At 54.7% G+C, this 22,591-nt stretch carries 23 protein-coding genes; 2 read left to right on the plus strand and 21 right to left on the minus strand.

From position 1 onward, the window contains the following. Positions 1-124: 124 nt before the first annotated feature. From C173_RS22780 to C173_RS22845, 16 genes are all read right to left on the minus strand, one after another. Complete coding sequence (locus tag C173_RS22780; protein WP_036728862.1) at positions 125-991, minus strand: transglutaminase family protein; 867 nt, start codon at positions 989-991, stop codon at positions 125-127. Next, the gene (locus C173_RS22785) at positions 988-1,941 is read right to left on the minus strand and encodes an alpha-E domain-containing protein (protein WP_036728865.1); all 954 of its coding nucleotides are present in this window, start codon (positions 1,939-1,941) and stop codon (positions 988-990) included. The genes C173_RS22780 and C173_RS22785 overlap by 4 nt, the downstream gene beginning before the upstream one ends. 29 nt (positions 1,942-1,970) lie before the next feature. Beyond that, on the minus strand, positions 1,971-3,434 hold the full coding sequence (locus C173_RS22790; protein ID WP_036728868.1) for a circularly permuted type 2 ATP-grasp protein: 1,464 nt from the start codon (positions 3,432-3,434) through the stop codon (positions 1,971-1,973). A 96-nt stretch (positions 3,435-3,530) separates the two neighbouring features. Then, on the minus strand, positions 3,531-3,989 hold the full coding sequence (locus C173_RS35085) for a hypothetical protein (protein ID WP_235191987.1): 459 nt from the start codon (positions 3,987-3,989) through the stop codon (positions 3,531-3,533). 181 nt (positions 3,990-4,170) lie between these two features. Next, the gene (gene ftsY, locus C173_RS22795; RefSeq protein WP_036728871.1) at positions 4,171-5,163 is read right to left on the minus strand and encodes a signal recognition particle-docking protein FtsY; all 993 of its coding nucleotides are present in this window, start codon (positions 5,161-5,163) and stop codon (positions 4,171-4,173) included. A gap of 57 nt (positions 5,164-5,220) precedes the next feature. After that, the gene (gene smc / locus C173_RS22800; protein ID WP_036728873.1) at positions 5,221-8,790 is read right to left on the minus strand and encodes a chromosome segregation protein SMC; all 3,570 of its coding nucleotides are present in this window, start codon (positions 8,788-8,790) and stop codon (positions 5,221-5,223) included. A 207-nt stretch (positions 8,791-8,997) separates the two neighbouring features. Next, positions 8,998-9,702: a ribonuclease III gene (gene rnc / locus C173_RS22805; RefSeq protein WP_036728876.1), complete on the minus strand. Its 705-nt coding sequence runs from the start codon at positions 9,700-9,702 to the stop codon at positions 8,998-9,000. A gap of 14 nt (positions 9,703-9,716) precedes the next feature. After that, positions 9,717-10,955 (minus strand): beta-ketoacyl-ACP synthase II, encoded by a 1,239-nt coding sequence (fabF, locus tag C173_RS22810; RefSeq protein ID WP_081751295.1) that lies wholly within the window; start codon positions 10,953-10,955, stop codon positions 9,717-9,719. Between the two features lie 176 nt (positions 10,956-11,131). After that, positions 11,132-11,365, minus strand: coding sequence for an acyl carrier protein (gene acpP, locus C173_RS22815; RefSeq protein WP_036694165.1), 234 nt, complete (start codon positions 11,363-11,365; stop codon positions 11,132-11,134). 124 nt (positions 11,366-11,489) lie between these two features. Continuing rightward, positions 11,490-12,239: a 3-oxoacyl-[acyl-carrier-protein] reductase gene (fabG, locus tag C173_RS22820; RefSeq protein WP_036728883.1), complete on the minus strand. Its 750-nt coding sequence runs from the start codon at positions 12,237-12,239 to the stop codon at positions 11,490-11,492. A gap of 51 nt (positions 12,240-12,290) precedes the next feature. Then, the gene (gene fabD, locus C173_RS22825) at positions 12,291-13,214 is read right to left on the minus strand and encodes an ACP S-malonyltransferase (RefSeq protein ID WP_036728885.1); all 924 of its coding nucleotides are present in this window, start codon (positions 13,212-13,214) and stop codon (positions 12,291-12,293) included. A gap of 113 nt (positions 13,215-13,327) precedes the next feature. Further along, positions 13,328-14,317: a beta-ketoacyl-ACP synthase III gene (locus C173_RS22830; protein WP_155991613.1), complete on the minus strand. Its 990-nt coding sequence runs from the start codon at positions 14,315-14,317 to the stop codon at positions 13,328-13,330. 8 nt (positions 14,318-14,325) lie between these two features. Further along, positions 14,326-15,315, minus strand: a complete 990-nt coding sequence (gene plsX / locus C173_RS22835) for a phosphate acyltransferase PlsX (protein WP_036728890.1) — start codon at positions 15,313-15,315, stop codon at positions 14,326-14,328. Next, positions 15,299-15,895 (minus strand): transcription factor FapR, encoded by a 597-nt coding sequence (fapR, locus tag C173_RS22840; protein ID WP_036728893.1) that lies wholly within the window; start codon positions 15,893-15,895, stop codon positions 15,299-15,301. Before fapR ends, plsX begins: the two co-directional genes overlap by 17 nt. A 274-nt stretch (positions 15,896-16,169) precedes the next feature. Continuing rightward, positions 16,170-16,343: a 50S ribosomal protein L32 gene (gene rpmF, locus C173_RS33825; protein WP_019911234.1), complete on the minus strand. Its 174-nt coding sequence runs from the start codon at positions 16,341-16,343 to the stop codon at positions 16,170-16,172. Positions 16,344-16,393: 50 nt separating this feature from the next. After that, complete coding sequence (locus C173_RS22845; protein ID WP_036728896.1) at positions 16,394-16,915, minus strand: YceD family protein; 522 nt, start codon at positions 16,913-16,915, stop codon at positions 16,394-16,396. Between the two features lie 139 nt (positions 16,916-17,054). Here C173_RS22845 and C173_RS22850 point away from each other — a divergent pair, with 139 nt between their 5' ends. Next, entirely contained in the window at positions 17,055-18,293 is a 1,239-nt protein-coding gene (locus C173_RS22850; protein WP_036730074.1) for a tRNA(Met) cytidine acetate ligase, read from the plus strand. On the opposite strand, the gene C173_RS22855 is transcribed toward C173_RS22850, so the two are convergent. Continuing rightward, on the minus strand, positions 18,283-19,323 hold the full coding sequence (locus C173_RS22855) for a SepM family pheromone-processing serine protease (RefSeq protein ID WP_036728900.1): 1,041 nt from the start codon (positions 19,321-19,323) through the stop codon (positions 18,283-18,285). The genes C173_RS22850 and C173_RS22855 overlap by 11 nt on opposite strands. A gap of 159 nt (positions 19,324-19,482) precedes the next feature. Between C173_RS22855 and C173_RS22860 the strand changes: the two genes are divergently transcribed. Further along, positions 19,483-20,757 (plus strand): nucleoside recognition domain-containing protein, encoded by a 1,275-nt coding sequence (locus tag C173_RS22860; protein WP_051478301.1) that lies wholly within the window; start codon positions 19,483-19,485, stop codon positions 20,755-20,757. Here C173_RS22860 and coaD read toward each other — a convergent pair. The 4 genes from coaD to C173_RS22875 form a co-directional block, all read right to left on the minus strand. After that, on the minus strand, positions 20,729-21,247 hold the full coding sequence (gene coaD / locus C173_RS22865; RefSeq protein ID WP_036728903.1) for a pantetheine-phosphate adenylyltransferase: 519 nt from the start codon (positions 21,245-21,247) through the stop codon (positions 20,729-20,731). The two genes, C173_RS22860 and coaD, sit on opposite strands and share 29 nt — an antisense overlap. Further along, a complete protein-coding gene (rsmD, locus tag C173_RS22870; protein ID WP_036728906.1) occupies positions 21,231-21,839 on the minus strand; it encodes a 16S rRNA (guanine(966)-N(2))-methyltransferase RsmD in 609 nt (202 codons plus the stop codon). The genes coaD and rsmD overlap by 17 nt, the downstream gene beginning before the upstream one ends. Before the next feature lie 82 nt (positions 21,840-21,921). After that, positions 21,922-22,110: a single-stranded DNA-binding protein gene (locus tag C173_RS34315; RefSeq protein ID WP_143803648.1), complete on the minus strand. Its 189-nt coding sequence runs from the start codon at positions 22,108-22,110 to the stop codon at positions 21,922-21,924. 93 nt (positions 22,111-22,203) lie between these two features. Next, complete coding sequence (locus C173_RS22875; RefSeq protein WP_036728909.1) at positions 22,204-22,521, minus strand: hypothetical protein; 318 nt, start codon at positions 22,519-22,521, stop codon at positions 22,204-22,206. Positions 22,522-22,591 lie beyond the last annotated feature (70 nt).

The raw sequence follows: 22,591 nt of genomic DNA on the forward strand, positions 1-22,591 counted from the left end.
CATGTTATGCAAAAAATTGCACAAGCCCAGTGCAACATGCACAGCCTATCCGCTGGATAAGCTCCTGCATATCTTGTCTGCAACAGCAAAAACCCCACATCTGCGGGGGCCTGCTCTGACTCATTTAATTTTCCAGCTGCCGTACATCCACCTTAACCGTAAGCGTGCCCGCTGCTCCGCGGTATACGCCTTTGACCGGAACGATATCCTTATAATCCCGTCCATGTCCAAGCTTGATATACCGCCAGTTCACTTCAACATTATTGGTCGGATCGAAGCCCAGCCAGCCCGTACCCGGAATATGTGTCTCCACCCAGGCATGGGAGGCCTGTTCGAAGTTCGCATTGCCCCCCTGCAGATCCCCGACAAAATGGTACCCGCTCACATACCGCGATGGCAAGCCGACACTGCGGCAGACCGCAATCATCAGATGCGCATAGTCCTGGCAGACTCCGCGCTTGAGCATCAGTGCTCTTTTTACCGTAGTATTGACGCTTGTCGCCTCAGGATCGTACGTAAACTGCTCATAGATGGTGGACGACAGCTTCCGGGTCCATTCATACATATCCTCTGCATCCTCAAAAGGATGCTGCGATGCAAATTCCACCAGCTCCGGCGTCACCTCGGTGTACCGGGTAGGCAGAATAAACTCTATATACCGGTTCTGAAATTTCTCGTCATTCAGCAGCTTCACCTGCTCCTCCAGCGGAATATGCGGGAGATCCGTGCCCTGCGCCTTGTCGAGCGTGACCACGGTCGCTTTGGTGTGAATCACCATTTCCGTGTGCGGCTTATTCACCGAATAGGCATGGACCCGGTTGCCGAAGAAATCCTCATAGGTCAGCAGATTGGCCGCCGGATGCACCTCTACTTCATGATGATAACAGGATTGCCGGTAGTTCGTGCGCGGCGTCAGCCGGATCTCATTGACACTGTCCGTCACCGGCTCGGGGTAGCTGTAGGTGGTTGTGTGGTTGATTTGTATTTTCATACCGAGACTCCTTCACGGCGAAAAAAAGCACCGTCCATCGTTCTGCCGAGCCTCTGACAGGATATCATCAGTGACTCCAGCACATCCAGGGCCAGGTCCCCGGACATCTCATCCTTCTCCATATAATCCAGCTCCGCCTTGATCTTGCCCGCCTGCCGGATCACCTTCTCATGCCCCGAGCCCTTCTCTGTAGTGTCCAGCTCCAGCTTGGCCAGATGCTCCTCCAGCTTGTGGAACGAGAAGCGGATCGAACGGGGGAACAGCGGGTTCACGATCAGGAATTCCAGGATGCACTCCGGCGACATATCATCAGCATAATACCGGCGGAAGGACTGGTATCCGCTCACCGATTTCAGCACGGCCTGAAGCTGGGTATAGATAGAATTGATATCCTTCGACTTGCAGGATACCGTGACGGTCTGCAGGATACGCGTCGTATTCTCTGCCCGCTCCAGAAACCGGCCGCTCTCGATGAAATGCCATTCATTGCCCCGGAGCATTACCGATTGCTCCGCGCCAAGGAACATCGCCGCCCGTTCCTTAACCTGCTGATAGAATTGATGGGGACCGCGCATGATATCCGCTACCGACTGCTCCCCCAGCCACAGGTTGAAGCCGTTGACAATATCCCACAGCTCACTCGGCAGATGCTGGCGCAGGGTGCGCAGATTATTCCTGGCCTGATGCACACAGGAGAATAGAGAATTGGTATTCCCCAGATCCAGCGTAATGAAGGATAATACATCCTGCTCGCTGAAGCTTTCGAACTGCCGCAGATATTCACTCCGTACCCCAAGCGCGTCAATCAGGCGCGACCACTTGTGGCCCTCTTCCTTGAAATCCTCTTCCTGCTGGATATGGTAATGTACGTCGATCAGCCGGGCGTGATTCTCAGCCCGTTCAATATAACGGCCGATCCAGAATAGAGCCTCCGCATTGCGATTCAGCATTCTAGCCACCCCTTTAACGTAGATAGTCTCTAGGCCATTACCCAGGTATCCTTCACTCCGCCGCCTTGGGAGGAGTTCACGACCAGCGAGCCTTCGCGCATCGCTACCCGGGTCAAGCCCCCTGGAATGACATGCGGCTTGCGGTCAGCCCCCATCAGCACAAATGCCCTCAGATCGATATGCCGCGGAGCCATACTGCCTTCTGACAAGACCGGTGCACGGGACAGCGACATAATCGGCTGGGCGATATAACGCTCGGGTTCGGCCAGTATTTTGAGCCGGAAGTCTATGAGTTCCTCCTTCGTCGCCTCACTCCCGATCAGCATGCCGTAGCCCCCGGAGAGAGACGTCTCCTTCACCACCATTTCAGACAGATGGTCCAGCACATACTGGCGCTCTTGCGGCCGTGACAGCAGATAGGTCGGCACATTGCCCAGAATCGGCTCTTCATTAAGGTAATAGCGGATCATATCCGGCACATACACATACATGGCCTTGTCATCGGCTACCCCGGTTCCGGGCGCATTGGCAATCGCGATATTCCCCGCCCGGTAGGCATTCATCAGACCTGCAACCCCCAGCAGCGAGCTGGGCTGAAAAGCAAGCGGATCAATGAAATCATCATCCAGGCGGCGGTACAGCACATCGACCTTGCGCAGACCGTTCATCACCTTCAGGTAGATTTTGTGGTCCTGCGCAACCAGGTCGCGGCCCTCAACCAGATGAATGCCCATCTGCTGCGCCAGAAAAGCATGCTCATAATAAGCCGAATTGTATTCCCCCGGTGTCAGCAGGGCAATGACCGGGTCTTTAGTCCGGGACGGGGACAGGCTGCGCAGCACGGAGAGAAAACGGTTCAGACTGTGATCCACATCGCGGATCGAGCTGGCAAACGACAACTCAGGAAAAAGCTGATTCATGAGCGATCTGCCTTTGAACAGATACGAGAAGCCAGAGGGTGTACGCAGATTATCCTCAAGCACATAATACTCGCCGTCATGATGGCGGATCAGATCGATCCCTGAAGTGGTGATATACGCACCGCCGGGTACACGGAGTCCGGTCATTTCCGGCCGGAAATAACAGTTCGAAATAATCATCCGCCTCGGCACTATACCGTCCTTCACGATGTATTGCTCATGGTAAATATCATGAATGAACAGATTCAGTGCGGTAATCCGCTGCACGATGCCCGCCTCCAGCCGTCCCCATTCCCCCTTGGGGATAATGCGCGGAATCATATCGAAGGGAATCGTCCGCTCCATAGGCTGATCCTGTGCCGGGTTGTACAGTGTAAAGGTAATGCCTTCTTCCATCATCCGACGCTGCATCAGCTTCTGCTTCTCTTGCAGCTCTTCGGGGCTCATCCCGGAAAACATGCGGTTCACATGCTTGTAATGAGGCCGGACGTTCCGTTCATCCGCATACATCTCATCATAGAAATGCTGCAGCGGATACGGAGACAGACCGGGCAAAGGATCTAGTTTGGACATGAGCCCGACTCCTCTCGGATCAGTATAATGTGTTATGTTTCTTGACAAATAAGTTCAAAATTTAGAAGTTCACCACGAAAATATGATTTACTACCTTCATAATACGTAAATGATATTATCCATGTCAATATATATAACAGCAAAATGGAGTTTTTGAACTATCCTGCCGCTTTGGAATCGCTTCCTTTCTCTTAAACTTGCTTTTCGGGGTGCTGCATGATGATTCCACATCCAATTGTATGCGGGGATGCTGACAAGCAGTACTATTATGAATTTTTCATATGATGTATTTTTAATATAATTTCTTCGTGTTCTTTGAAATGCCAAAAGGGGAGTAAGCCGAAGGATGGTATGTACTGGTGGAGGCTCCTTTCGGCAGAGGAGGATATGTCCGTGGCGGGGGATTCTGCGCGGGAAGCCAAGAAGCGGCAGCCCCGCAACAACAGGTGGACAAACGTATCTTAATTCTTCGATTTCTGAGGGATAGGGGAAAGCAAGCGGAAAAACTACAACTGCTAGTGTTAGTATCAGCCACATTGGCTGAAATGCACTCAATTAAGTGTTGTTTTTCCAACTCCTGCCCTAACAGAGACCTTTCTTTCATCAGCAAGTGGAGAAAGTCCAACTTTTTCCTCTTCCCCTCCCCTCTCAGCGGGTCCAATCCGTTCAACAAAAAACCTCCCCGGGAATATTTCATTCCAAAGGGAGGTTGCTTCGCAGCTATCTATTGTTGTGGTTATTCTTCCGAATCTGCTTCTTCCGAGATCATGCCTGCGAACAGGGCATGCACGAACTGGTCGGAATCGAACGGCTGGAGATCTTCCATTTTCTCGCCCAGACCAACCAGCTTCACCGGCAGGTTCATTTCCTGGCGAATCGCTACCACGATTCCGCCCTTCGCCGTACCGTCCAGCTTCGTCAGTACCAGGCCGGTCACGCCGCTCTTCTCGCCGAACAGCTTGGCCTGGGTGAGCGCATTCTGCCCGGTGGTGGCATCCAGCACCATAAGCACCTCATGCGGCGCGCTTGGAATCTCGCGCTGAATGACACGGAAGATCTTGTTCAGCTCTTCCATCAGATTGCTCTTGTTCTGCAGCCGGCCTGCTGTATCGCAGATCAGCACATCCACACTGCGCTGCTTGGCAGCCTGAACCGCATCGAACATCACCGCTGCCGGGTCCGATCCCGACTGCTGCTTGATCACATCCACTCCGGCACGCTTGCCCCACACCTCAAGCTGCTCAATGGCTCCGGCACGGAAGGTGTCGCCTGCCGCCAGCAGAACCTTCTTGCCTTCCTGCTTGTAGCGGTGCGCCAGCTTGCCGATGGTCGTCGTCTTCCCGACTCCGTTCACGCCGACGAACAGGATCACGGTAATGCCATCCGGATTCTCGTTCAGACTGTTGTCATCATCTCCGCGCAGCAGCTCCATCAGCTTGCGGGAGAGGATCGGCTGAAGCTCTGCCGCGTCCTCGATCCGCTTCTGCTTCACTTCGGCACGCAGCTCCTCTACCAGATTCATGACCGTATTCACGCCGACATCAGCACCGATCAGAATCTCTTCCAGCTCCTCATAGAATTCTTCATCTATCTTTTTGCGGCGGATAATCAGATCCGAGACCTTCTCAACGAAGCCCTTGCGTGTTTTCTCCAGACCGTCGCGGAACTGTTTCGTTACGCTTTCCGTTTTACCGGAAATGCTGTCTTTCAGTTTTTTGAAAAAACTCATATGCTTATGCTTCCTCCTAAAGGGTTATAGGGATCACTTCATGAATCCTGCGTCTAATTAAGCTATCTCTGCCTCTTCATCCTCCAGCCGCACGGATACGAGCTTGGACACGCCGCCTTCCTCCATCGTCACGCCGTAGAGTACGTCTGCTTCCTCCATCGTTCCCTTGCGGTGGGTCACTACGATGAACTGCGTCTGCTCCGAGAACTCGCGCAGGTACTGGGCGAAGCGCACCACATTGGCTTCATCCAGCGCCGCTTCCACTTCATCCAGCACGCAGAACGGCACCGGCTTGACTTGCAGAATGGCGAACAGCAGAGCCATCGCGGTTAAGGCGCGTTCTCCGCCGGAGAGAAGCTGGAGATTCTGCAGCTTCTTGCCCGGCGGCTGGGCAACGATATCAATCCCTGTATCGAGCATATGCTCAGGGTCCAGCAGCTGCAGATCTGCCCGCCCGCCGCCGAACAGCTTCGTGAACACCGTGCCGAACTCGCGGCGGATGGCATCGAAGGTCTGCTTGAAGCGCTTCGACATCTCCTCTTCCATCTCATGGATGACATGATACAGCGTTGTTTTGGCTTCCACCAGATCATCCTTTTGCCCGCTGAGAAAAGTATACCGCTCATGCACCCGCTGATACTCTTCAATCGCACCCAGGTTGACCTCGCCCAGACCGGAGATGCTGCGCTTCAGACGCTGCACCTCCAGCTGTGCCGCAGGCACATCCTCCGGCACCGGATAACGCTGCTTCGCCAGCTCGTAGCTCAGCTCGTAGTCATCGCTCAGCTTGCGGAGGATATTATCCAGCTCCACATCGAGCCGGCCAACGGCAACCTCCGTGGACCGGAGCTTGTCTTCGACCGCCCGGAGCGCCTGACGCTGGTCTTTGGTCTCGCCTTCGGCCAGCTCCAGCTTGCGCGAGATCGCCGCGCGGTCGGCACGGGCCAGGTCAAGCCTAGCAGACGTATCTTCCTTGCTCAGCCGCAGACTGTTGACCTCTTCCTTCTGCTTCACGGTCTCCCGTGCATTCTCTTCCAGATCCTGCTCGATGGTCATAAGCAGGCTGCGGCTCTGGCGCAGCTCCTTCTCCTGGGAGCCGGCGTCCTGCCTCATCCGGCGCAGCTGCTCCTCCAGCGAGAAGATCTCCTGATCCAGCTTGCCCTCCGTGACCTTCATCCCGGTCAGCTTGCCCTGCAGCTCTTCCTTGGCCGATTCATTCGCCTTGCGGTCCGACTCGGCACTGCGGATTGCTGCGTGCGCCTCCTGCTCTTCCTTCTCCAGCCGGGACAGCTCTGCTTCCGCCTGCTTGCGGGCCTCATCCAGCCCGCGTACCTCCTGCTCGAAGCCGCTGCGCTCCGCGCCCGCGCCCTCGACCTGCTCCTGCACATGCCGCAGCTCCTGCTCCAGCTGCTTCAGATCGCCGGATACGCGCTGTTCCTCCAGCCGCTTCTCATCACCGTCATGCCGCAGCTGCTCCAGCTTCTGGGAGCCCTTGTCCTGTTCAGCGCGCAAGCGGCTGATCCCCTGCTTCAGCTTGGCAATCTGCTGCTCGCTCTCTTCAATCTCGCCGGAGAGCTGGTCAAGCTGACGCTTGCGGCTAAGCAGGCTGTTGTTCTTCTTATGCTGGCTGCCGCCCGTCATTGAGCCGCCTGCATTCACCACATCGCCTTCCAGCGTAACCACTCTGTAGCGGTATTGGCATTTGGCCGCAATGCGGTTCGCCTGCTCCAGACTCTCAGCGATTACGACATTGCCGAGCAGGCTTCCGATAATGCTTCCATACTTGTCTTCATAGCCGACCAGCTCCGAGGCGATACCGACAAACCCTTCAGCACCTTGAACCATGCTGCGGTCACTGCCAGTAATCTGCCGGGGCCGGATCACATCAAGCGGGAGGAAGGTCGCCCGTCCGAGCTGACGCTGCTTCAGGAAAGCAATCGCCTGCCGGGACACCGCTTCATTCTCCATAACCACATGCTGCAAGGAAGCGCCCATGGCGGTCTCAATCGCCATTTCCAGCTTCTCGGGAACAGAGATCAATTCGGCAACTGCCCCGTGTACACCGCTTAGCTGTCCTTTGCGCGCGCCCTTCAGCACCTCTTTGACCCCAAGCATGAAGCCGTCAAAATCATCCTGCATTTCCTTCATCGTCTCATGCCGGGACACCTGGGCTTCGCGCTTCTGCTCCCATTTGCGCAGGCCGCTCTGCGTCTCTTCGAGCAGCTTCTGCCGTTTGCCGGTCTGCTCGCTCTCCGTAATGTATGCGCCGCGCAGCAGCCCGATTTCCTTGCCTAGAGCGGCAATCTTATCCTTCAGCCCGCTCTGTGCAGAGACCAGCTCCTCCAGCCGCGCTGTCCACTTGCCGCTCTCCTCCTGGCTGCGGCTCATCCGCCGCTCCAGGCTCTCCTTCTGCTGATCCGCATAGCGGATCTCGTTGCGCGCCTGGGCCATCAGGTTCATCAGCTCAAGCAGAGCGCTCTTCAGCTTCTCTTCCTTGCTCTGGCTGATGCCTCCGGCCACACCCTGCAGCTTCGATTCCTCATCCGCCAGCTGTGCCCGCAGCTCCGCAAGCGTCTGCCTGGTCTGCTTCAGCTTATGCTCAAGCTCCGCCAGCTCACGCTGCCGCCCCTCAGAGCGTTCGCCTACAGAACCCAGAGTCTGCATGAGCTGTTCCCGGTTCTGCTCCAGATTCCTGCGGCGCTCCTTCAGCAGCTCTCCGTAGCCTTCGCTCTTCTCGTTGGCTTCGCTGCTGCGCAGCAGCTGTTCTTGCAGCTTCTCCACTTCCTGCTCCAAATTACGCAGCTCCGCCCGGCCGCTCTCCAGCTTGGCATCATGGGCAGAGACTATAGTGGACAGCTCCAGCTGCTCCGTCTTAAGCACCTCCAGGCGGGCGTTGCCCTCCTGCCAGGATGTATGTATGCCTTCGATCTGATGCACATATACCGAAATCTCCAGATGCTTTAGCTGCTCCCGCAGCTCCTTGTATCTTATCGCCTTCTCGGACTGGTCCTTCAGCGGTCCCACCTGATCCTCCAGCTCGCTGATCAGGTCATGAATCCGCAGCAAATTCTGCTCGGTCTCATCGAGCTTGCGGCCGGCATCCTTTTTACGTGACTTATATTTAACAATACCTGAAGCCTCTTCAAAGATCCCCCTCCGGTCTTCCGAACGGGTACTGAGAATCTCTTCAATCCGGCCTTGTCCGATAATCGAATAAGCTTCACGGCCGATACCGGTATCCATGAACAGCTCCGTAATATCCTTCAGCCTGCAGGCCTGCTTATTGATCAGATATTCACTGTCGCCGCTGCGGTGGACACGCCGGGTCACGGTCACCTCGCTAAAATCCAGCGGCAGCACATGATCCTCATTATCCAGCGTCAGCGAGACCTCACCGTAGTTGACCGCCTTGCGGGCATCACTTCCGGCAAATATAATATCCTCCATCTTGCCGCCGCGCAGGGATTTGGCACTCTGCTCCCCAAGCACCCAGCGGATGCCGTCGGATATGTTACTTTTGCCGCTGCCGTTTGGGCCGACTACAGCCGTTATTCCGCGCACAAATTCCATCTCTGTTTTGTCGGCAAATGATTTGAAGCCTGCTAATTCAATCCGTTTCAGAAACATAACTCGCTACTCACCTCTGACCCATTATACCATAGTGTTTCCTTGCCAAAACAACCCCATAAAGTGGTGCACCTGCTTCGATGTTTACCCCAAAACATATCATTTCTGATCTTTCGAAAAAGAGCAGCAAAAGTCTGACTTCCGCCGAACCGCCGGCATTCAGACCATTGCTGCTCTACTCCGCATTTCAGATGTTCATCTGTGCCTTCAGGCACCATCTTCCTTCAGAAGCAATAATGCCGCTGCCGCTGCCTGCTGCTCCGCTTCCTTCTTGGAGCGGCCGCTGCCGCTGCCGAGTGAACGGCTGGCCATATATACTTCTGAGACGAACTCACGCTCATGCGCCGGTCCGCGTTCTTCAATAATCCGATATTCCAGCGTACCCATCCCATGATGCTGTATCAGTTCCTGAAGCTCTGTCTTGAAGTCGCTCATCTGCATTTGCAGCTTACCGTCGGTTTCCACCAGCGGAAATACGTGATTATCCAGGAATCTCCGGGCCGTCTCCAGTCCCTGATCGAGATAGAGCGCTCCCACGAAGGCTTCGAACACATCAGCCAGCAGAGCCGGGCGGGTACGCCCGCCCGTAAGCTCTTCCCCTTTTCCCAGCAGTACATACCGCCCGAAGCCCAAGGTCTCGGCGAACCGGACCAGCGACGGCTCACAGACAATCGCAGCACGCAGCTTGGTCAATTCTCCCTCGGGCCTGTCCGGGAGCAGATTATACAGATATTCGGACACCGTCAGCTCAAGCACCGCATCACCCAGGAACTCCAGGCGCTCGTTGTCCTGATGCTGATTGAACCGGTGTTCGTTCACATAAGATGCATGGGTGAAAGCCTGCTTCAGAAGTACAGGATCGTGAAATTGGATTTGAAGTTGGCTTTGTAACTGCTTCAGGTCTCCTTTCACTGCACTGTCTCCCCTTACTTATTATATTTTTTGAGAATAACGGTCGCGTTATGTCCCCCGAATCCGAAGGAATTCGACATCGCGATATTCAGCTCCGCCTGACGTGGCACATTCGGAACATAGTCCAAATCGCAATCCGGGTCAGGGTTGTCCAAATTGATGGTAGGGGCAATCATACCCTTCTGCAGGGACAGCCCGCAGATAATCGCTTCCACCCCGCCGGCAGCGCCAAGCAAGTGGCCTGTCATCGATTTGGTTGAGCTGATCGCAACCTTGTACGCATGCTCTCCGAGCGCCTTCTTCACAGCGGCTGTCTCAGATTTATCGCCTACCGGTGTAGATGTACCATGCGCATTGATGTAGTCGATATCCTCAGGATTAATACCGGCATCACGGATCGCCATCTTCATGCAGCGTGCTGCACCGTCAGGATCAGGCTCCGTCATGTGGTGGGCATCGGCGCTGAGACCGTATCCGATAACTTCGGCATAGATCTTGGCTCCGCGCTTCTCGGCGTGTTCCAGGGACTCGAGAATCAGGATTCCCGCACCCTCGCCCATGACAAAGCCGTCACGGTCCACATCAAAAGGGCGGCTGGCCTTCTCCGGCTCGTCATTGCGGGTAGACATGGCTCTCATTGCACAAAAGCCTGCCATTCCTGTAGGACGAATGGTGGCTTCCGCACCGCCGCAGATCATCGCATCCGCATCACCGCGCTGGATCAGACGGAAGGATTCTCCGATGGAGTGGCTGCCTGTTGCACAAGCGGTCACTGTCGTTGTATTCGGTCCCTTGGCCCCGAGATTGATCGACAGCTGGCCGGAGCCCATGTTGGCAATCATCATCGGAATGAAGAACGGGCTGACCCGCTTCGGGCCTTTTTCGAGCAGCAGGTTGTGGTTATCTTCCCATGTGCCGAGGCCGCCGATTCCAGAGCCGACAGATACCCCGATCCGCTCTGCATCGATATCTTCACCGATCGTAAGTCCGCTGTCCTTCAGCGCATCTTCACCGGCAGCAACTGCGAATTGTACGAACCGGTCCATCTTGCGAGCTTCCTTGCGGCCGAAGCGTGCTTCCGCATCGAAATCCTTGACCGAGGAAGCAATTCTTGTTGGATATTCACTGACATCAAAAGCTTCAACCAGGGATACTCCGGACTTGCCGCTCATGAGGCTATCCCAGAACGTCTCAAGATCCTTACCCAGCGAAGTCATTACACCCATACCAGTTACAACTACTCTATGATTCAAACATAATCACCCCGTCTATAGGCTGTGTACCTCTACAATGTGTAAACGCAAACATACCAGATGTCTATATAAACTGCAGTCGCCGCAGGATTAGTTAATCTGCGGTTCTGTTATTATCACTGTAAAATGAGGAGAAGTCCCGCCCTGGCAGGAACGGGACCCTCAATCATATGACTCTAGGTATGAGATTGTATGTACTTCACAACTTCACCCACGGTCGTAATTCTCTCTGCATCTTCATCAGAGATTTCCATGTCGAATTCATCTTCCAATTCCATTACCAATTCTACAACATCAAGAGAATCAGCACCTAAATCATCTTTGAAAGACGCTTCTAATGTTACCTCTGCTTCATCGGCACCTAAGCGGTCGATGACAATGCGTGTTACACGCTCCAATACATCGGACATCCGGTTCACCTCCTCTTTTGGTATTATACGAGATATGAAGTCAAAATACCATAGAGCATAAAAAACGCTGCCCTGGCCGCCTCTGTCCATCTTCACCCGTAACGATCTAACGCCCTGCGAAGCCTTACATGTACATTCCGCCATCCACATGAAGCGTCTGGCCTGTCATGTAAGCTGCCCCTTCCGAAGCCAGGAATACCGCCGCATTCGCAATGTCCTCCGCCCGCCCAAGCTCTCCCAAGGGAATCCCCTTGATTAGCTCGCTGCGAACCTCATCGGACAACTCGCGGGTCATGTCGGTATCAATGAAGCCTGGCGCGATGCAGTTCACTGTGATTCCACGTGAAGACAGCTCGCGGGCCGCAGACTTCGTCATGCCGATTACCCCTGCCTTGGCAGCGGTATAATTCACCTGTCCGGGATTCCCCGTCACGCCCACAACCGAGGAAATATTGATGATCCGGCCATAACGCTGCTTCATCATCGGGCGGGTTACTGCCTTCAGGCAGTTGAAGACGCCCTTCAGATTCGTCTCGATGACCTGATCGAATTCTTCCTCTTTCATACGCATGATCAGATTGTCCCGGGTAATGCCCGCATTGTTCACCAGGATATCGATTTTCCCCCAGGTCTGGATAACCTCCTTGACCAGGTTCTCGGCGTCACTGCTGCGGCCGACATTCCCCTGCAGAGCGATTCCTTCCGAGCCCAGCTCGTGAATCCGGGCCACGGTCTCTTCAGCCGCCTGAAGGCTGCCGGAATAGTTCACCGCGACCTTCACGCCATGAGCAGCGAGTGCCAAGGCAATGCTGCGGCCGATCCCCCGGGACCCTCCGGTTACAAGGGCGGTCTGACCTTTTAGTGCTGCAAACATGCTATGTTGTCCCCCTTCGATAATCATGCGGCTGCGGTTAGGCCAAGCTGCTTACCAGCCAGCCTGCACGCTCTCCAGACTGTTGATATTCACAACCTTGACCTTCCTGTCAATCTTGCGGATCAGGCCAGCCAGCACACTGCCGGAGCCAATCTCTACAAAAGTATCTACACCTGCACCTATGAGCCATTCCACGCTATCCTGCCAGAGTACCGGAGAATATACCTGTTCTACCAGCAGCTTGCGGATTTCTTCAGGGTCTGTCACCGGAGCAGCGGTGACATTGACCACTACCGGCATAGCAGGAGCATTGAAGGTTACCTTCTCGAGCTCAGCAGCCAGCCGCTCAGCCGCACCCTTCATTAATGAGGAGTGGAACGGGCCGCTAACCTCCAACGGAATCGCCCGTTTGCCCCCGGCTTCCTTCACACGCTTGACCACCTCATCTACACCGGCTACGGAACCGGACACCACAATCTGTCCCGGACAATTGACATTCGCCAGTTCAACGGGAGTACCCGCTGCTGTAATACTGCGGCATAATTCCGTAAGCGCCTCACGGTCTGCTCCAAGCACCGCTGCCATAGCCCCCTGTCCTCCGGGAACTGCTTCTTCCATGAATTGTCCGCGCAGGCGGACCAGCCTTACAGCATCTTCATAGGACAGCACGCCGGCTGCCACAAGAGCGCTATATTCGCCAAGACTGTGGCCTGCCACATAATCCGGCGTAACCTGGAGGCCGCTTAGCGCTTCCAGATAAGCCACACTGGCTGTAACCAGTGCCGGCTGCGTGTTCACCGTCTGCTTAAGCTCGCTGTCCGGCCCTTCAAATACAAGCCCGCTCAGCGGAAACCCAAGCACCTCGTCACCCTTTTCAAAGATTGCACGGCTCTGAGGCAATGCTTCATATACATCCTTACCCATACCGATTGCCTGTGCACCCTGACCGGGAAAGACAAATGCGATTTTGCTCATGAGGGTTAAAGCTCCTTCCCGTTAGCTGCAGCTCCGCCGGGCACATAACGCCTGAGAAGAGCTGCATCGTTGCTATTATTAATTCCGATTATTCACTAGTAATGCCCCGATTCTTACCAGATCAGCACAGAAGCGCCCCAGGTAAGTCCGCCGCCGAAGCCGACCATAAGCACTGCATCGCCTGCCTTCATCCGGCCTTCCTCGGCTGCTTCTACAAGAGCCAGCGGAATGGAGGCAGCGGAGGTATTCGCGTATTTATCAACGTTGACTACAACCTTCTCCGGCGGCAGATCCAAGCGCTGCATAGCGGATTGAATAATCCGGATGTTGGCCTGATGCGGCACGAACAAGTCAATATTCTCCTTAGACAATCCCGCCTTGGTAAGCACACGCTCCGTAGCCGATCCCATGACGCGTACTGCGAACTTGAAGACCTCGCGGCCATTCATATAGATGAAGTGCTTCTTGTCTTCTACGGTCTGCTGGGAAGCCGGGAGACGTGAGCCGCCCGCTTCCAGATTAAGCAGGCTGCCGCCAGAGCCTTCCGCTCCAAGATCGAAGGACTGGAAGCCGCGTCCTTCCGGAACCTCGCCGACGATTACCGCACCGGCACCGTCACCGAACAGCACGCAGGTATTGCGGTCTGTATAATCTGTAATGCGCGACAACGTATCTGCACCGATCACCAGCGCATTGTTATACATTCCATTCTGGATAAAGCCCGTGGCTGTAGCCAGACTGTAGACGAATCCGGAGCAGGCTGCCGACAGGTCAAAGGCGGCTGCGTTCTTGGCCCCCAGCTTGTCCTGAAGAATGCAGGCAGTGGATGGGAAAGCACTGTCAGGTGTAACTGTAGCGACAATAATCAGATCGAGCTCCTCGGCCTTCATGCCTGCGGATTCCAGTGCCTTCAGGGCCGCTTCATAGGCCAGATCAGAGGTAGCCTGCTCCGGGGCCGCAATATGCCGTTCCCTGATTCCTGTGCGGCTGACAATCCATTCATCATTCGTTTCGACGATCTTCTCCAGATCGCTGTTGGTTAATATTCTCTCAGGCACATATTTCCCAGTCCCAATAATTCCTACCGGACGTAATTGTCTCATGTCTTCACTCACTTCCCGCTAATTTCCTTCGATATACTAGGCACCAGATCCGCCTTCAGGGCAATCCGTGCCTGTCTTACCGCATTCTTCACCGCATTGCCGTCGGACGAACCATGCCCCTTGACTACCAGGCCGCTAAGACCAAGCAGCGGCGCTCCGCCATGTTCCTTATAATCCATCTTGCCCTTCAGGCTTCTAAGCTCCGGCATCAGGATCGCCGCCCCCAGCTTCGTCTTAAGGGATTTGCTGAACTGCTCCTTCAGCAGAGAGAACATCGCGCCGGCTGTTCCTTCCAGCGTCTTCAGAAGTATATTACCGGCGAAGCCGTCACAGACCAGCACATCGCAGCTTCCGGTGAGCACATCCCGCGCTTCTACATTGCCGACAAAATGAATGCCCTGCAGCGCCTCCAGGAGCGGATAGGCTTCCTTGGTCAATTCATTCCCCTTGCCCGGCTCCGTCCCGACGTTCAGCAGGCCTACCCGGGGCTTCGCAATGCCGTGCACTTTGTTGCGGTATATGCTGCCAATCAGGGCATACTGTGCCAGATGCTGCGGCTTGGCATCCATATTGGCGCCAAGATCCAGGGCCAGCACACCGACATCATCCAGCGTCGGAATCATCGGAGCCAGCGCCGGCCGTTCGATCCCTTCCATTCTTCCGACTACCAGAAGTCCTGTAGTCATTAATGCTCCGGTATTCCCTGAGGAGATCATGGCATCGGCCTCACCCTCGCGGACCATCCGTCCGGCCACGACCATGGATGAGTCCTTTTTGCGGCGGACTGCCTTCACAGGCTCTTCATCCGAACCGATCACATCCCCGGCATGACGTACGGTAACGTTAGAAGGCTTAGTCTTCAGCAGCGGCTCAAGCCGCGCTTCATCACCGACCAGTATGATCTCTATGTCATTCCACTCCGCAGCCGCTGCCAGCGCGCCTTCCACATTACATTCAGGAGCATTATCCCCGCCCATGGCATCAATGGCGATCCGCACTCCGGTTTCCCCCTTCGCTGTACTCTTCAGTTGCTGAACGATACACTATAAAATGGCCTTGAAATACCAGCTCTTCTCCGACATATGTAAATACATCCACTTCAGCCTTGCCGTTCCGGCCCGCAAGTGAGCGCACCTGCGCCTTGGCAATGCATTTCTCACCCAGCCGGACCATGCGCACAAACCGGATGTCGGCCGAAGCCGTTAAGGCAATCTCATCATTAATTATGGCTACTGCCAGCGAATTCGCCTGGCCGAAGACGTAGTGGCCACGGGCAATCCCGTTGCGGGAGAACACATGCTCATCGCGGATCTCGAAGATCGAAATCCCGCTCTTGTCCAGCTGCAGATCCACAATATCACCGACCACTTCATCGGCTGGCAGGGAACGCACCTGATCATAGGAATGCTCCGCCATCTGCTTCATCCGCTCACGCAGCTCGGGAATCCCCAGCTCCAGCCGGTCCAGCCGGATCGTCTGGATACTCACCTTCAGCTGGCGGGTCAATTCCCGGTCCGTTACAAACGGGTTCCCTTCTATTATAGCCAGCAGCTGCTGCTGACGTTCCTTCTTGGACATCCGCTCGATAGCGGCTCACCTCCCGGCACAGGCCTGATGTGCAGCTTTCCGGCCCGTAAGAGTGGCCGCTGTAATCATATCTCTCTGTTCTACCTTATCAATTAGAACCAGGTACTAATATGTAGTATAAAGCATGCCGGCGCAAAAATAAAGCTTTGGCTTGAAAAGCGCCTGAAAACCCGCGCAGCGCAAGGCATATAAGCTCTGCCCCAGCTTTATTTTCACATAAAAATAGCACTCCACCGGCAGATGAAGTGCTACTCTTATGTGCAAACTATTGTTTGATGATTTCTCTTGCTTTGTATGTTCCGCAAACTTTACATACGTGGTGAGCAAGCTTCAGCTCTCCGCATTGTTCGCATTTCACCATACCTGGAACAACCAGTTTAAAGTGAGTACGACGCTTGTCACGGCGAGTCTTGGACGTTCTGCGTTGTGGTACTGCCATTGTTAGACACCTCCTGATTTTGTTGTAACCCAATTCCTTGGGATTTGTTCTTAGTCATCTTGCTTGGTAAAGAATCCTTTCAACGCAGCGAGTCTTGGATCGATCACTGTGTTGTCGCAACTGCAGGTGCCTTCGTTCAAGTTCTGTCCGCATTTCTGACAAAGACCAAGACAGTCTGCCTTGCACAATACCGAATCCGGTAAGTGCAGTACGAAATTTTCTTCCACATACGGGATAAGATCCACAATCTCATCTTTGATGTAAATGAGTTCCTCATCTTCATCTTCCGGAAGAATTGGCTGCTTAAGCCACTTGAAGGTCTCAGCGAAAGGAATGTTCAGCTTACTCTTGACCTCACCGAGACAACGTGAACATAACATGTCCACTTCTCCGTTCAGTGTTCCCACCACGTTCACACTATCGGTTCCCGCGGGCAGCGCTTTAAGGTCTACTGAGAGTGGTGCAACAGCAAGTATATCCTTGCGCCCTGTGACAACCCCGCTGACATCCACAACTTCGTGGAGGACCAGAGGCTCGTCGGCATTCGCTAATTTGCGAAAGTGAATGTTCATCGTTATCACTCCAAACAAACAAAATTTATTATACCTATTATTCCCTGAGTTTGTCAACCATTTTCCCTTTATATTGTTTCAGGGAGCGTGACAATTTATGATATACAATATATCTTCCAGAATGGGGTGTGAAGCAACTGTGGCAACTGTAGGTATTATAGCCGAATATAACCCTTTACATAACGGGCATGTCCATCATTTCACCGAGGCCAAAAGAATATCGGGAGCGGACCGCTCCGTTGTCATTATGAGCGGACCGTTCACCCAGCGCGGCGAGCCGGCGGCGGTCAGCAAGCGCGCCCGTACCGAGATGGCGCTGCACATGGGCGCCGATCTGGTCATTGAGCTGCCGGTGGCGTACGCCGTCCAGCCGGCGGAATGGTTCGCCTTCGGAGCGGTGTCCCTGCTGGAGGCGACCGGCGTCGTCGACAGCCTGTGCTTCGGCTCCGAAGCAGGCACTTTGGGCGCACTGCTCCCTCTGGCCGGCTTCCTGGCCGAAGAGAGCAGTGCGCTTAAGGAGGAGATCCGCGCGCGCCTCTCTGAGGGCGCGGGATTCCCCGCCGCCTACAGCGCAGCGGCGGCGGCGGCCTGGAAGGCCTCTTTCCTGGGAGAGGAGAAACCGGAAGATGCCGAAAGTATATTGCGGCAGCCCAACAACAGCCTCGGACTGCACTACCTGATCGCGCTGCGGCGGCTGGGCAGCGTGATCAGGCCCTTGACCGTGCCGCGTACCGGCGCGGGCTTCCACGACCCGCTGGAGGGCGGGTCGGCCATTGCCAGTGCAACAGCCATCCGCAGGCTGCTGCAGGAGGGCGGATCACCGGCGGCTTACATGCCGGAGTACGCCCTGTCCATCCTGGAGCGGGAGCGTGACGCAGGCCGGGGCCCGGTAGGGCTAGAAGACTTCGCCGGGCCGCTGCGCCATGTGCTCTATACGCGCTCCGCTGCGGAGCTGCACACAGTGCAGGATATGAACGAGGGCTTGGAGAACCTGCTGCTCCGAAGCATGCGCCAGCTGGATAAGTTCACAGTCGGCGGTCTGCTGCAGGAGCTTAAGAGCAGACGGTATACCCTTACCCGGCTCCAGCGTCTGCTGCTTCACACCCTGCTGAACCACAGCAAAACAGAGATGTCCCCCTCCGTTCTCTCCCGGGGTCCCGGCTACATAAGAGTTCTTGGCTTCCGCGAGAGCGGCCGGGAGCTGCTGAAGCAGATGAAGCAGACAGCGGCGCTTCCGGTGATTACAAGCCCGGCCCGCTATATCCATCCCATGCTGGAGCGGGACCTCCAGGCGGCTGCCGTGTTCGCCGGGGCTTATGCCGACCCGCTGCGCAGCGATCTGTACAGTGATTATCTTGAGCCCCCGGTCAGGATTTGATGACCGGCAGCTCCTCCATGTATTTCAGGGCATCGGGTAGGGTTGAGACAGGAACCAGCTTCATATTCGTGCCGATCTGATCCGCTTTTGCCTTGGCCTCGTCGTAGTTCTTAAGCGGAACGAAGAAGATCTCCGCCCCCTTACGGTCGGCCGCTACAATCTTATGCTTCACACCGCCGATTGGCCCCACATTCCCCTCGGGATCGATCGTACCCGTGCCTGCTACCTTCCGGCCTTTGGTGAGATCCCCCGGCGTAAGCCGGTTGTAGATTTCCATGGTGAACATCAGACCGGCAGAGGGTCCGCCCACGTTAGTATCCACGAAGCTGACGGCTTTGCCTTCCTGCTTAGGCTCCACTTTTTGAACCGCACCAATAACGACTCCAAAGCCCGGCCGGGCAACCGCAGCTTCTTTATCCTTGACCCCCACCAGCTTGACCTGCTCCTTGATCTCTTTGCCGTCACGCTGGAGCGATACCTCCACGCTATCTCCAATCTGATGAACCGACAGCAATTTGGACAGCGCGGCCGGATCGGCTGCCTTTTGTCCGCCTACACTGATGATTTTGTCCCCCGGCTTGAACCGGTCCTGATTAGCAGTCTCTGGTACCGAGAACACATACAGATAATCCACGACATCCTCATAAGGTACACCTGCCGCATGATAGGCCGCCTGCACGGCATAGGACTGCGAACTATTCATATAGAACACCTGCTCCGCCGCATACTCCTGCTCCGTCTTATCCTGCAGGCGGGTTTCTTTCAATACTACCTCGGCATTCGAGTTGAACACAGAGGCGATTAGAAGAGCCACATTCGCATAGCTTGCAGAGACCGTGGTCATCATGAAGGTTCCTTGCTCCTGCGGATCGGCATTCTCAACCTTGATCATCGGTGCCACCTCGGAGGCGCTTCCCGGCTGATATACAATGTAAGGCGTGTTCATAAAGACGACAACATAGAGAATGACCACGAATGAAAATAAATAGGCTGAAGCGCGGATGCCTACCCGGCGTTTGTACTGCCTCAAGTCTCTTCCCCTTCTTTCCTGCGGATGATGCCCCGGCACTTAGAATGTGGTACCTTAGCCTGGAGCTTCACTCCGGCTGTGGCATGATGGTTGTCTCCCCTGCATAAATTGATAACAAGATCTGCCCATGTCCTAAGCTATGAAGAGGGGATAACTCTAATGATAAACTTTAGATCCAGACGCTTCCTGTCGGGTTCAGCTCCATTTATACCCGGGGCTGCAGCCATTCTGCTAGCTATAGCAATAATCATAGCACCTGAAGCCTCATTCAAGGCTTCACTTACGGGCCTTACGCTCTGGTGGACCCTGGTCTTTCCGGCGCTGCTGCCCTTCCTGATCCTCTCAGAGATGCTGAGCGCATCCGGCTTCGTGCATGGCATCGGCGTCCTGCTGGAGCCGCTGATGAAGCGTTGCTTCCGGCTTCCCGGGGCGGGCGGCTGGACGCTGGTGCTCGGCCTTACCGCCGGCTTCCCGGCAGGAGCCGGAGGAGTGATGCAGCTGCACAAGCAGGGGGACATTACGGACAAGGAGGCCGGACGGCTGGCGGCTATCGTGCATTATGCCAGTCCGGTCACACTGCTTATTGTAGTCGGGACAGCCTTCCTGCACAGTCCAGCCGCCGGGTATGCCCTGCTGGCCATCCACTGGCTGTCAGGGATAGCCGCAGGTATTCTATCCGCCTGCTTCAATGGCTCCCGTAAGATAACCTCACCTATTCCGCTTCCGCAAGTTCCGCAAGAAAGAGATTCCAGCCTGACGGGCAGCCGCCCCCGCAGCAAAAAAGCATCCTTGCCCCGGCGTATCCATCAGGCAGCAGCGGATGCCCGTTCAAGGGATGGGCGGGGCTTCGGCAAGGTGCTCGGTGAATCCGTATCCTCCGCCGTACAGAGCCTGATGATTGTAGGCGGCTACATGATTATGTTCGCGGTTGTTGTAAGTATTGTTACCCGGCTGTTCCCCCAGCTGCCTGCTCTGGTTACAGCAAGCATGCTTGAGATTCATCTCGGAGCCCGGTCAATGACTTCAGCCACAGCAGGGCTCGAAGGCTTCGTTATCGGCGGTCTTCTTGGCCCGGCACTGCTGTCCGCCGGACTGGCCTGGAGCGGTATTTGCGCCCAGCTCCAGGCACTGACTGTGCTGAAGGCAGCGAATGTCCGCTTCCTTCCGTTCACCGTAGTCAGGCTGCTGCATGGACTATTTGCCTTTGCGTTCACGCTCCTGCTGTGGACACCGCTGCTCCATATTCAGTCTGCGGTGCTGCCGGTTCTAGCCGGCTCACCCCCGGCCGTACAGCTGCAAGACATAGGCACTTCGCTGAGAATATGGACTCTGGCCCCACAGATCCTGGGACTTATGGCCCTGCTTGTTACGCTGCTGCTGTTGCTGTCAGCTGCCGTGAAGCTGTTTACTTCGAACCGCCGTCCATCCGGCTGAACTTCAGCTTCATGGCCTGCTCCACCTCAGGGGTTACAAAATCCGAGACCTTCCCGCCGAAGTGGGCAATCTCCTTCACCACACTGGAGCTAAGGTAGGAGTATCTCGGATTAGTCATCATAAATATAGTTTCCGCTTCAGGGTCAAGGTTATGATTAATGGAAGCATTCTGCAGCTCATATTCAAAATCCGTAACGGTCCGGATTCCCCGGACAATAACCTGCGCATCCTTTTGCCTCAGATAGTTAACCAGGAGATCACGGAAGCTGTCCACTTCAACATTCGGTATATCCGCTGTCGCCTGGCGCAGAAGCTCTGTCCGTTCCTCGACCGAGAACAACGGATTCTTGCTCAGGTTATTCAGCACCGTCACAATCAGCCTGTCGAACTGCTTGGCGGCCCGGTGAATAATATCCATATGGCCCAGCGTAACCGGATCGAAGGTTCCCGGATAGATAGCGACACGTTCTTTTCTAATTTGCAGACTCATTATTAACCTCCTTGCCGCTTGCGGCAGCCTCTGGAACAGCAGCTTCATACCGGTAGATAGAGATCGTAACCTCTCCATAGACAGATTGCTTCGTTCTAACGAACCCCGGTATATCCTCGGGATAGGTATACCCCGATTCATGCTCCAGCACGATCACTGCATCAGGGTTCAGCAGCAGCTTGTCCGCCAGCGTAACCATCAGCTCGTCTCCATGCTTCATACGGTAAGGCGGATCCAGAAAAACAAGATCAAATGCTCTCCCCCGCTTCCCGAGTGCACCAAGCGCTCTTCCCGCATCATTGCGGTAGACCTCAGCCTGCGCTTCCAGCCGGGCCGCCTTCAGGTTGGCACGCACCGTGTCAATCGCCTTCTGTTCCATGTCCACAAACACCGCAGCTTCCATCCCTCTGCTTAGGGCTTCAATTCCCAGGCCTCCGGTACCGGCATACAGATCAAGCACTGTACCTCCTTCAAAATAAGGCCCGATCATACTGAATAACGCTTCCTTTACTTTATCGGTAGTAGGCCGTGTGCCATTGCCTGGAACACTTTTAAGCGGCCTGCCTTTTGCACTTCCCGATATGACTCTCACCGATCATCCACCTGCTTTTTAGCTTTTGTCTCTACATTACTATGCCGTTACAGGGCATAAGTCCAAGCCTATAGTACCACAATTATTCCATGAAATAAAAAGATTGTCCGACTTTGTCACAATGCGGAGCAGAAGAATATTCGCAAGCAAATGTATAAAACTCCCGCATCCGGGTCATCCTGTAATTATCGACATCACAAAATGTCGTAGACAACCGCGGAGCAGGCTTACGTTTCCCCATAAGCTCTTCGTCCGGTTTCTCCTCTCCCATGAAAGAGGCTCCCGAAAGGGAGCCTCGATTTTTTTTTACGCAAAAAAAGCCCCCGCCTTGAAATCAAGATACGTGGGCTTGCTGTGTATATAGTTATATAATCCGCTTCAGTTTGGCTTCCTGCTCAATGGAGCGCGCTGAGAGCAGTTCGATAATTCTGTGCTGATTCTCCAATAAAGACTCGACGTTGATGAGCCGCTCGTTTGTTTCCAGCACAGCACGTTTAATCTGTTCCTGATCTTGCATCATTGTTTGCAGATCTTGTTTCATTGTTTGCTGATCTTGTTTCATGTTCTGCTGCTCTGTCTCTATTCGATCCAAACGCTCGTTGACGGTTCCTAATTCCGCCTTAACGGGCTCCAATTCTTCGCGAAAAACGGATCTTAATACCTGCACCAAATCATTATCCATGTGCTCCGCTCCTTCAAACTTAATATATAGATTGTACCAGAATCCAATTTATTATTCTACATCATTTGAC

The organism is Paenibacillus sp. FSL R7-277 (genome assembly GCF_000517965.1).
In the GTDB taxonomy this organism is placed as follows: domain Bacteria; phylum Bacillota; class Bacilli; order Paenibacillales; family Paenibacillaceae; genus Paenibacillus_AQ; species Paenibacillus_AQ silagei.

What these genes read in the sequence shown, in the direction of transcription:
- C173_RS22780 (WP_036728862.1), bottom strand. Translation starts at nt 991, where the DNA reads ATGAAAATACAAATCAACCACACAACCACCTACAGCTACCCCGAGCCG.
- C173_RS22785 (WP_036728865.1), bottom strand. Translation starts at nt 1,941, where the DNA reads ATGCTGAATCGCAATGCGGAGGCTCTATTCTGGATCGGCCGTTATATT.
- C173_RS22790 (WP_036728868.1), bottom strand. Translation starts at nt 3,434, where the DNA reads ATGTCCAAACTAGATCCTTTGCCCGGTCTGTCTCCGTATCCGCTGCAG.
- ftsY (WP_036728871.1), bottom strand. Translation starts at nt 5,163, where the DNA reads ATGAGTTTTTTCAAAAAACTGAAAGACAGCATTTCCGGTAAAACGGAA.
- smc (WP_036728873.1), bottom strand. Translation starts at nt 8,790, where the DNA reads ATGTTTCTGAAACGGATTGAATTAGCAGGCTTCAAATCATTTGCCGAC.
- acpP (WP_036694165.1), bottom strand. Translation starts at nt 11,365, where the DNA reads ATGTCCGATGTATTGGAGCGTGTAACACGCATTGTCATCGACCGCTTA.
- fabG (WP_036728883.1), bottom strand. Translation starts at nt 12,239, where the DNA reads ATGTTTGCAGCACTAAAAGGTCAGACCGCCCTTGTAACCGGAGGGTCC.
- fabD (WP_036728885.1), bottom strand. Translation starts at nt 13,214, where the DNA reads ATGAGCAAAATCGCATTTGTCTTTCCCGGTCAGGGTGCACAGGCAATC.
- C173_RS22830 (WP_155991613.1), bottom strand. Translation starts at nt 14,317, where the DNA reads ATGAGACAATTACGTCCGGTAGGAATTATTGGGACTGGGAAATATGTG.
- fapR (WP_036728893.1), bottom strand. Translation starts at nt 15,895, where the DNA reads ATGTCCAAGAAGGAACGTCAGCAGCAGCTGCTGGCTATAATAGAAGGG.
- rpmF (WP_019911234.1), bottom strand. Translation starts at nt 16,343, where the DNA reads ATGGCAGTACCACAACGCAGAACGTCCAAGACTCGCCGTGACAAGCGT.
- C173_RS22845 (WP_036728896.1), bottom strand. Translation starts at nt 16,915, where the DNA reads ATGAACATTCACTTTCGCAAATTAGCGAATGCCGACGAGCCTCTGGTC.
- C173_RS22860 (WP_051478301.1), top strand. Translation starts at nt 19,483, where the DNA reads ATGATAAACTTTAGATCCAGACGCTTCCTGTCGGGTTCAGCTCCATTT.
- coaD (WP_036728903.1), bottom strand. Translation starts at nt 21,247, where the DNA reads ATGAGTCTGCAAATTAGAAAAGAACGTGTCGCTATCTATCCGGGAACC.
- C173_RS34315 (WP_143803648.1), bottom strand. Translation starts at nt 22,110, where the DNA reads ATGGGAGAGGAGAAACCGGACGAAGAGCTTATGGGGAAACGTAAGCCT.
- C173_RS22875 (WP_036728909.1), bottom strand. Translation starts at nt 22,521, where the DNA reads ATGGATAATGATTTGGTGCAGGTATTAAGATCCGTTTTTCGCGAAGAA.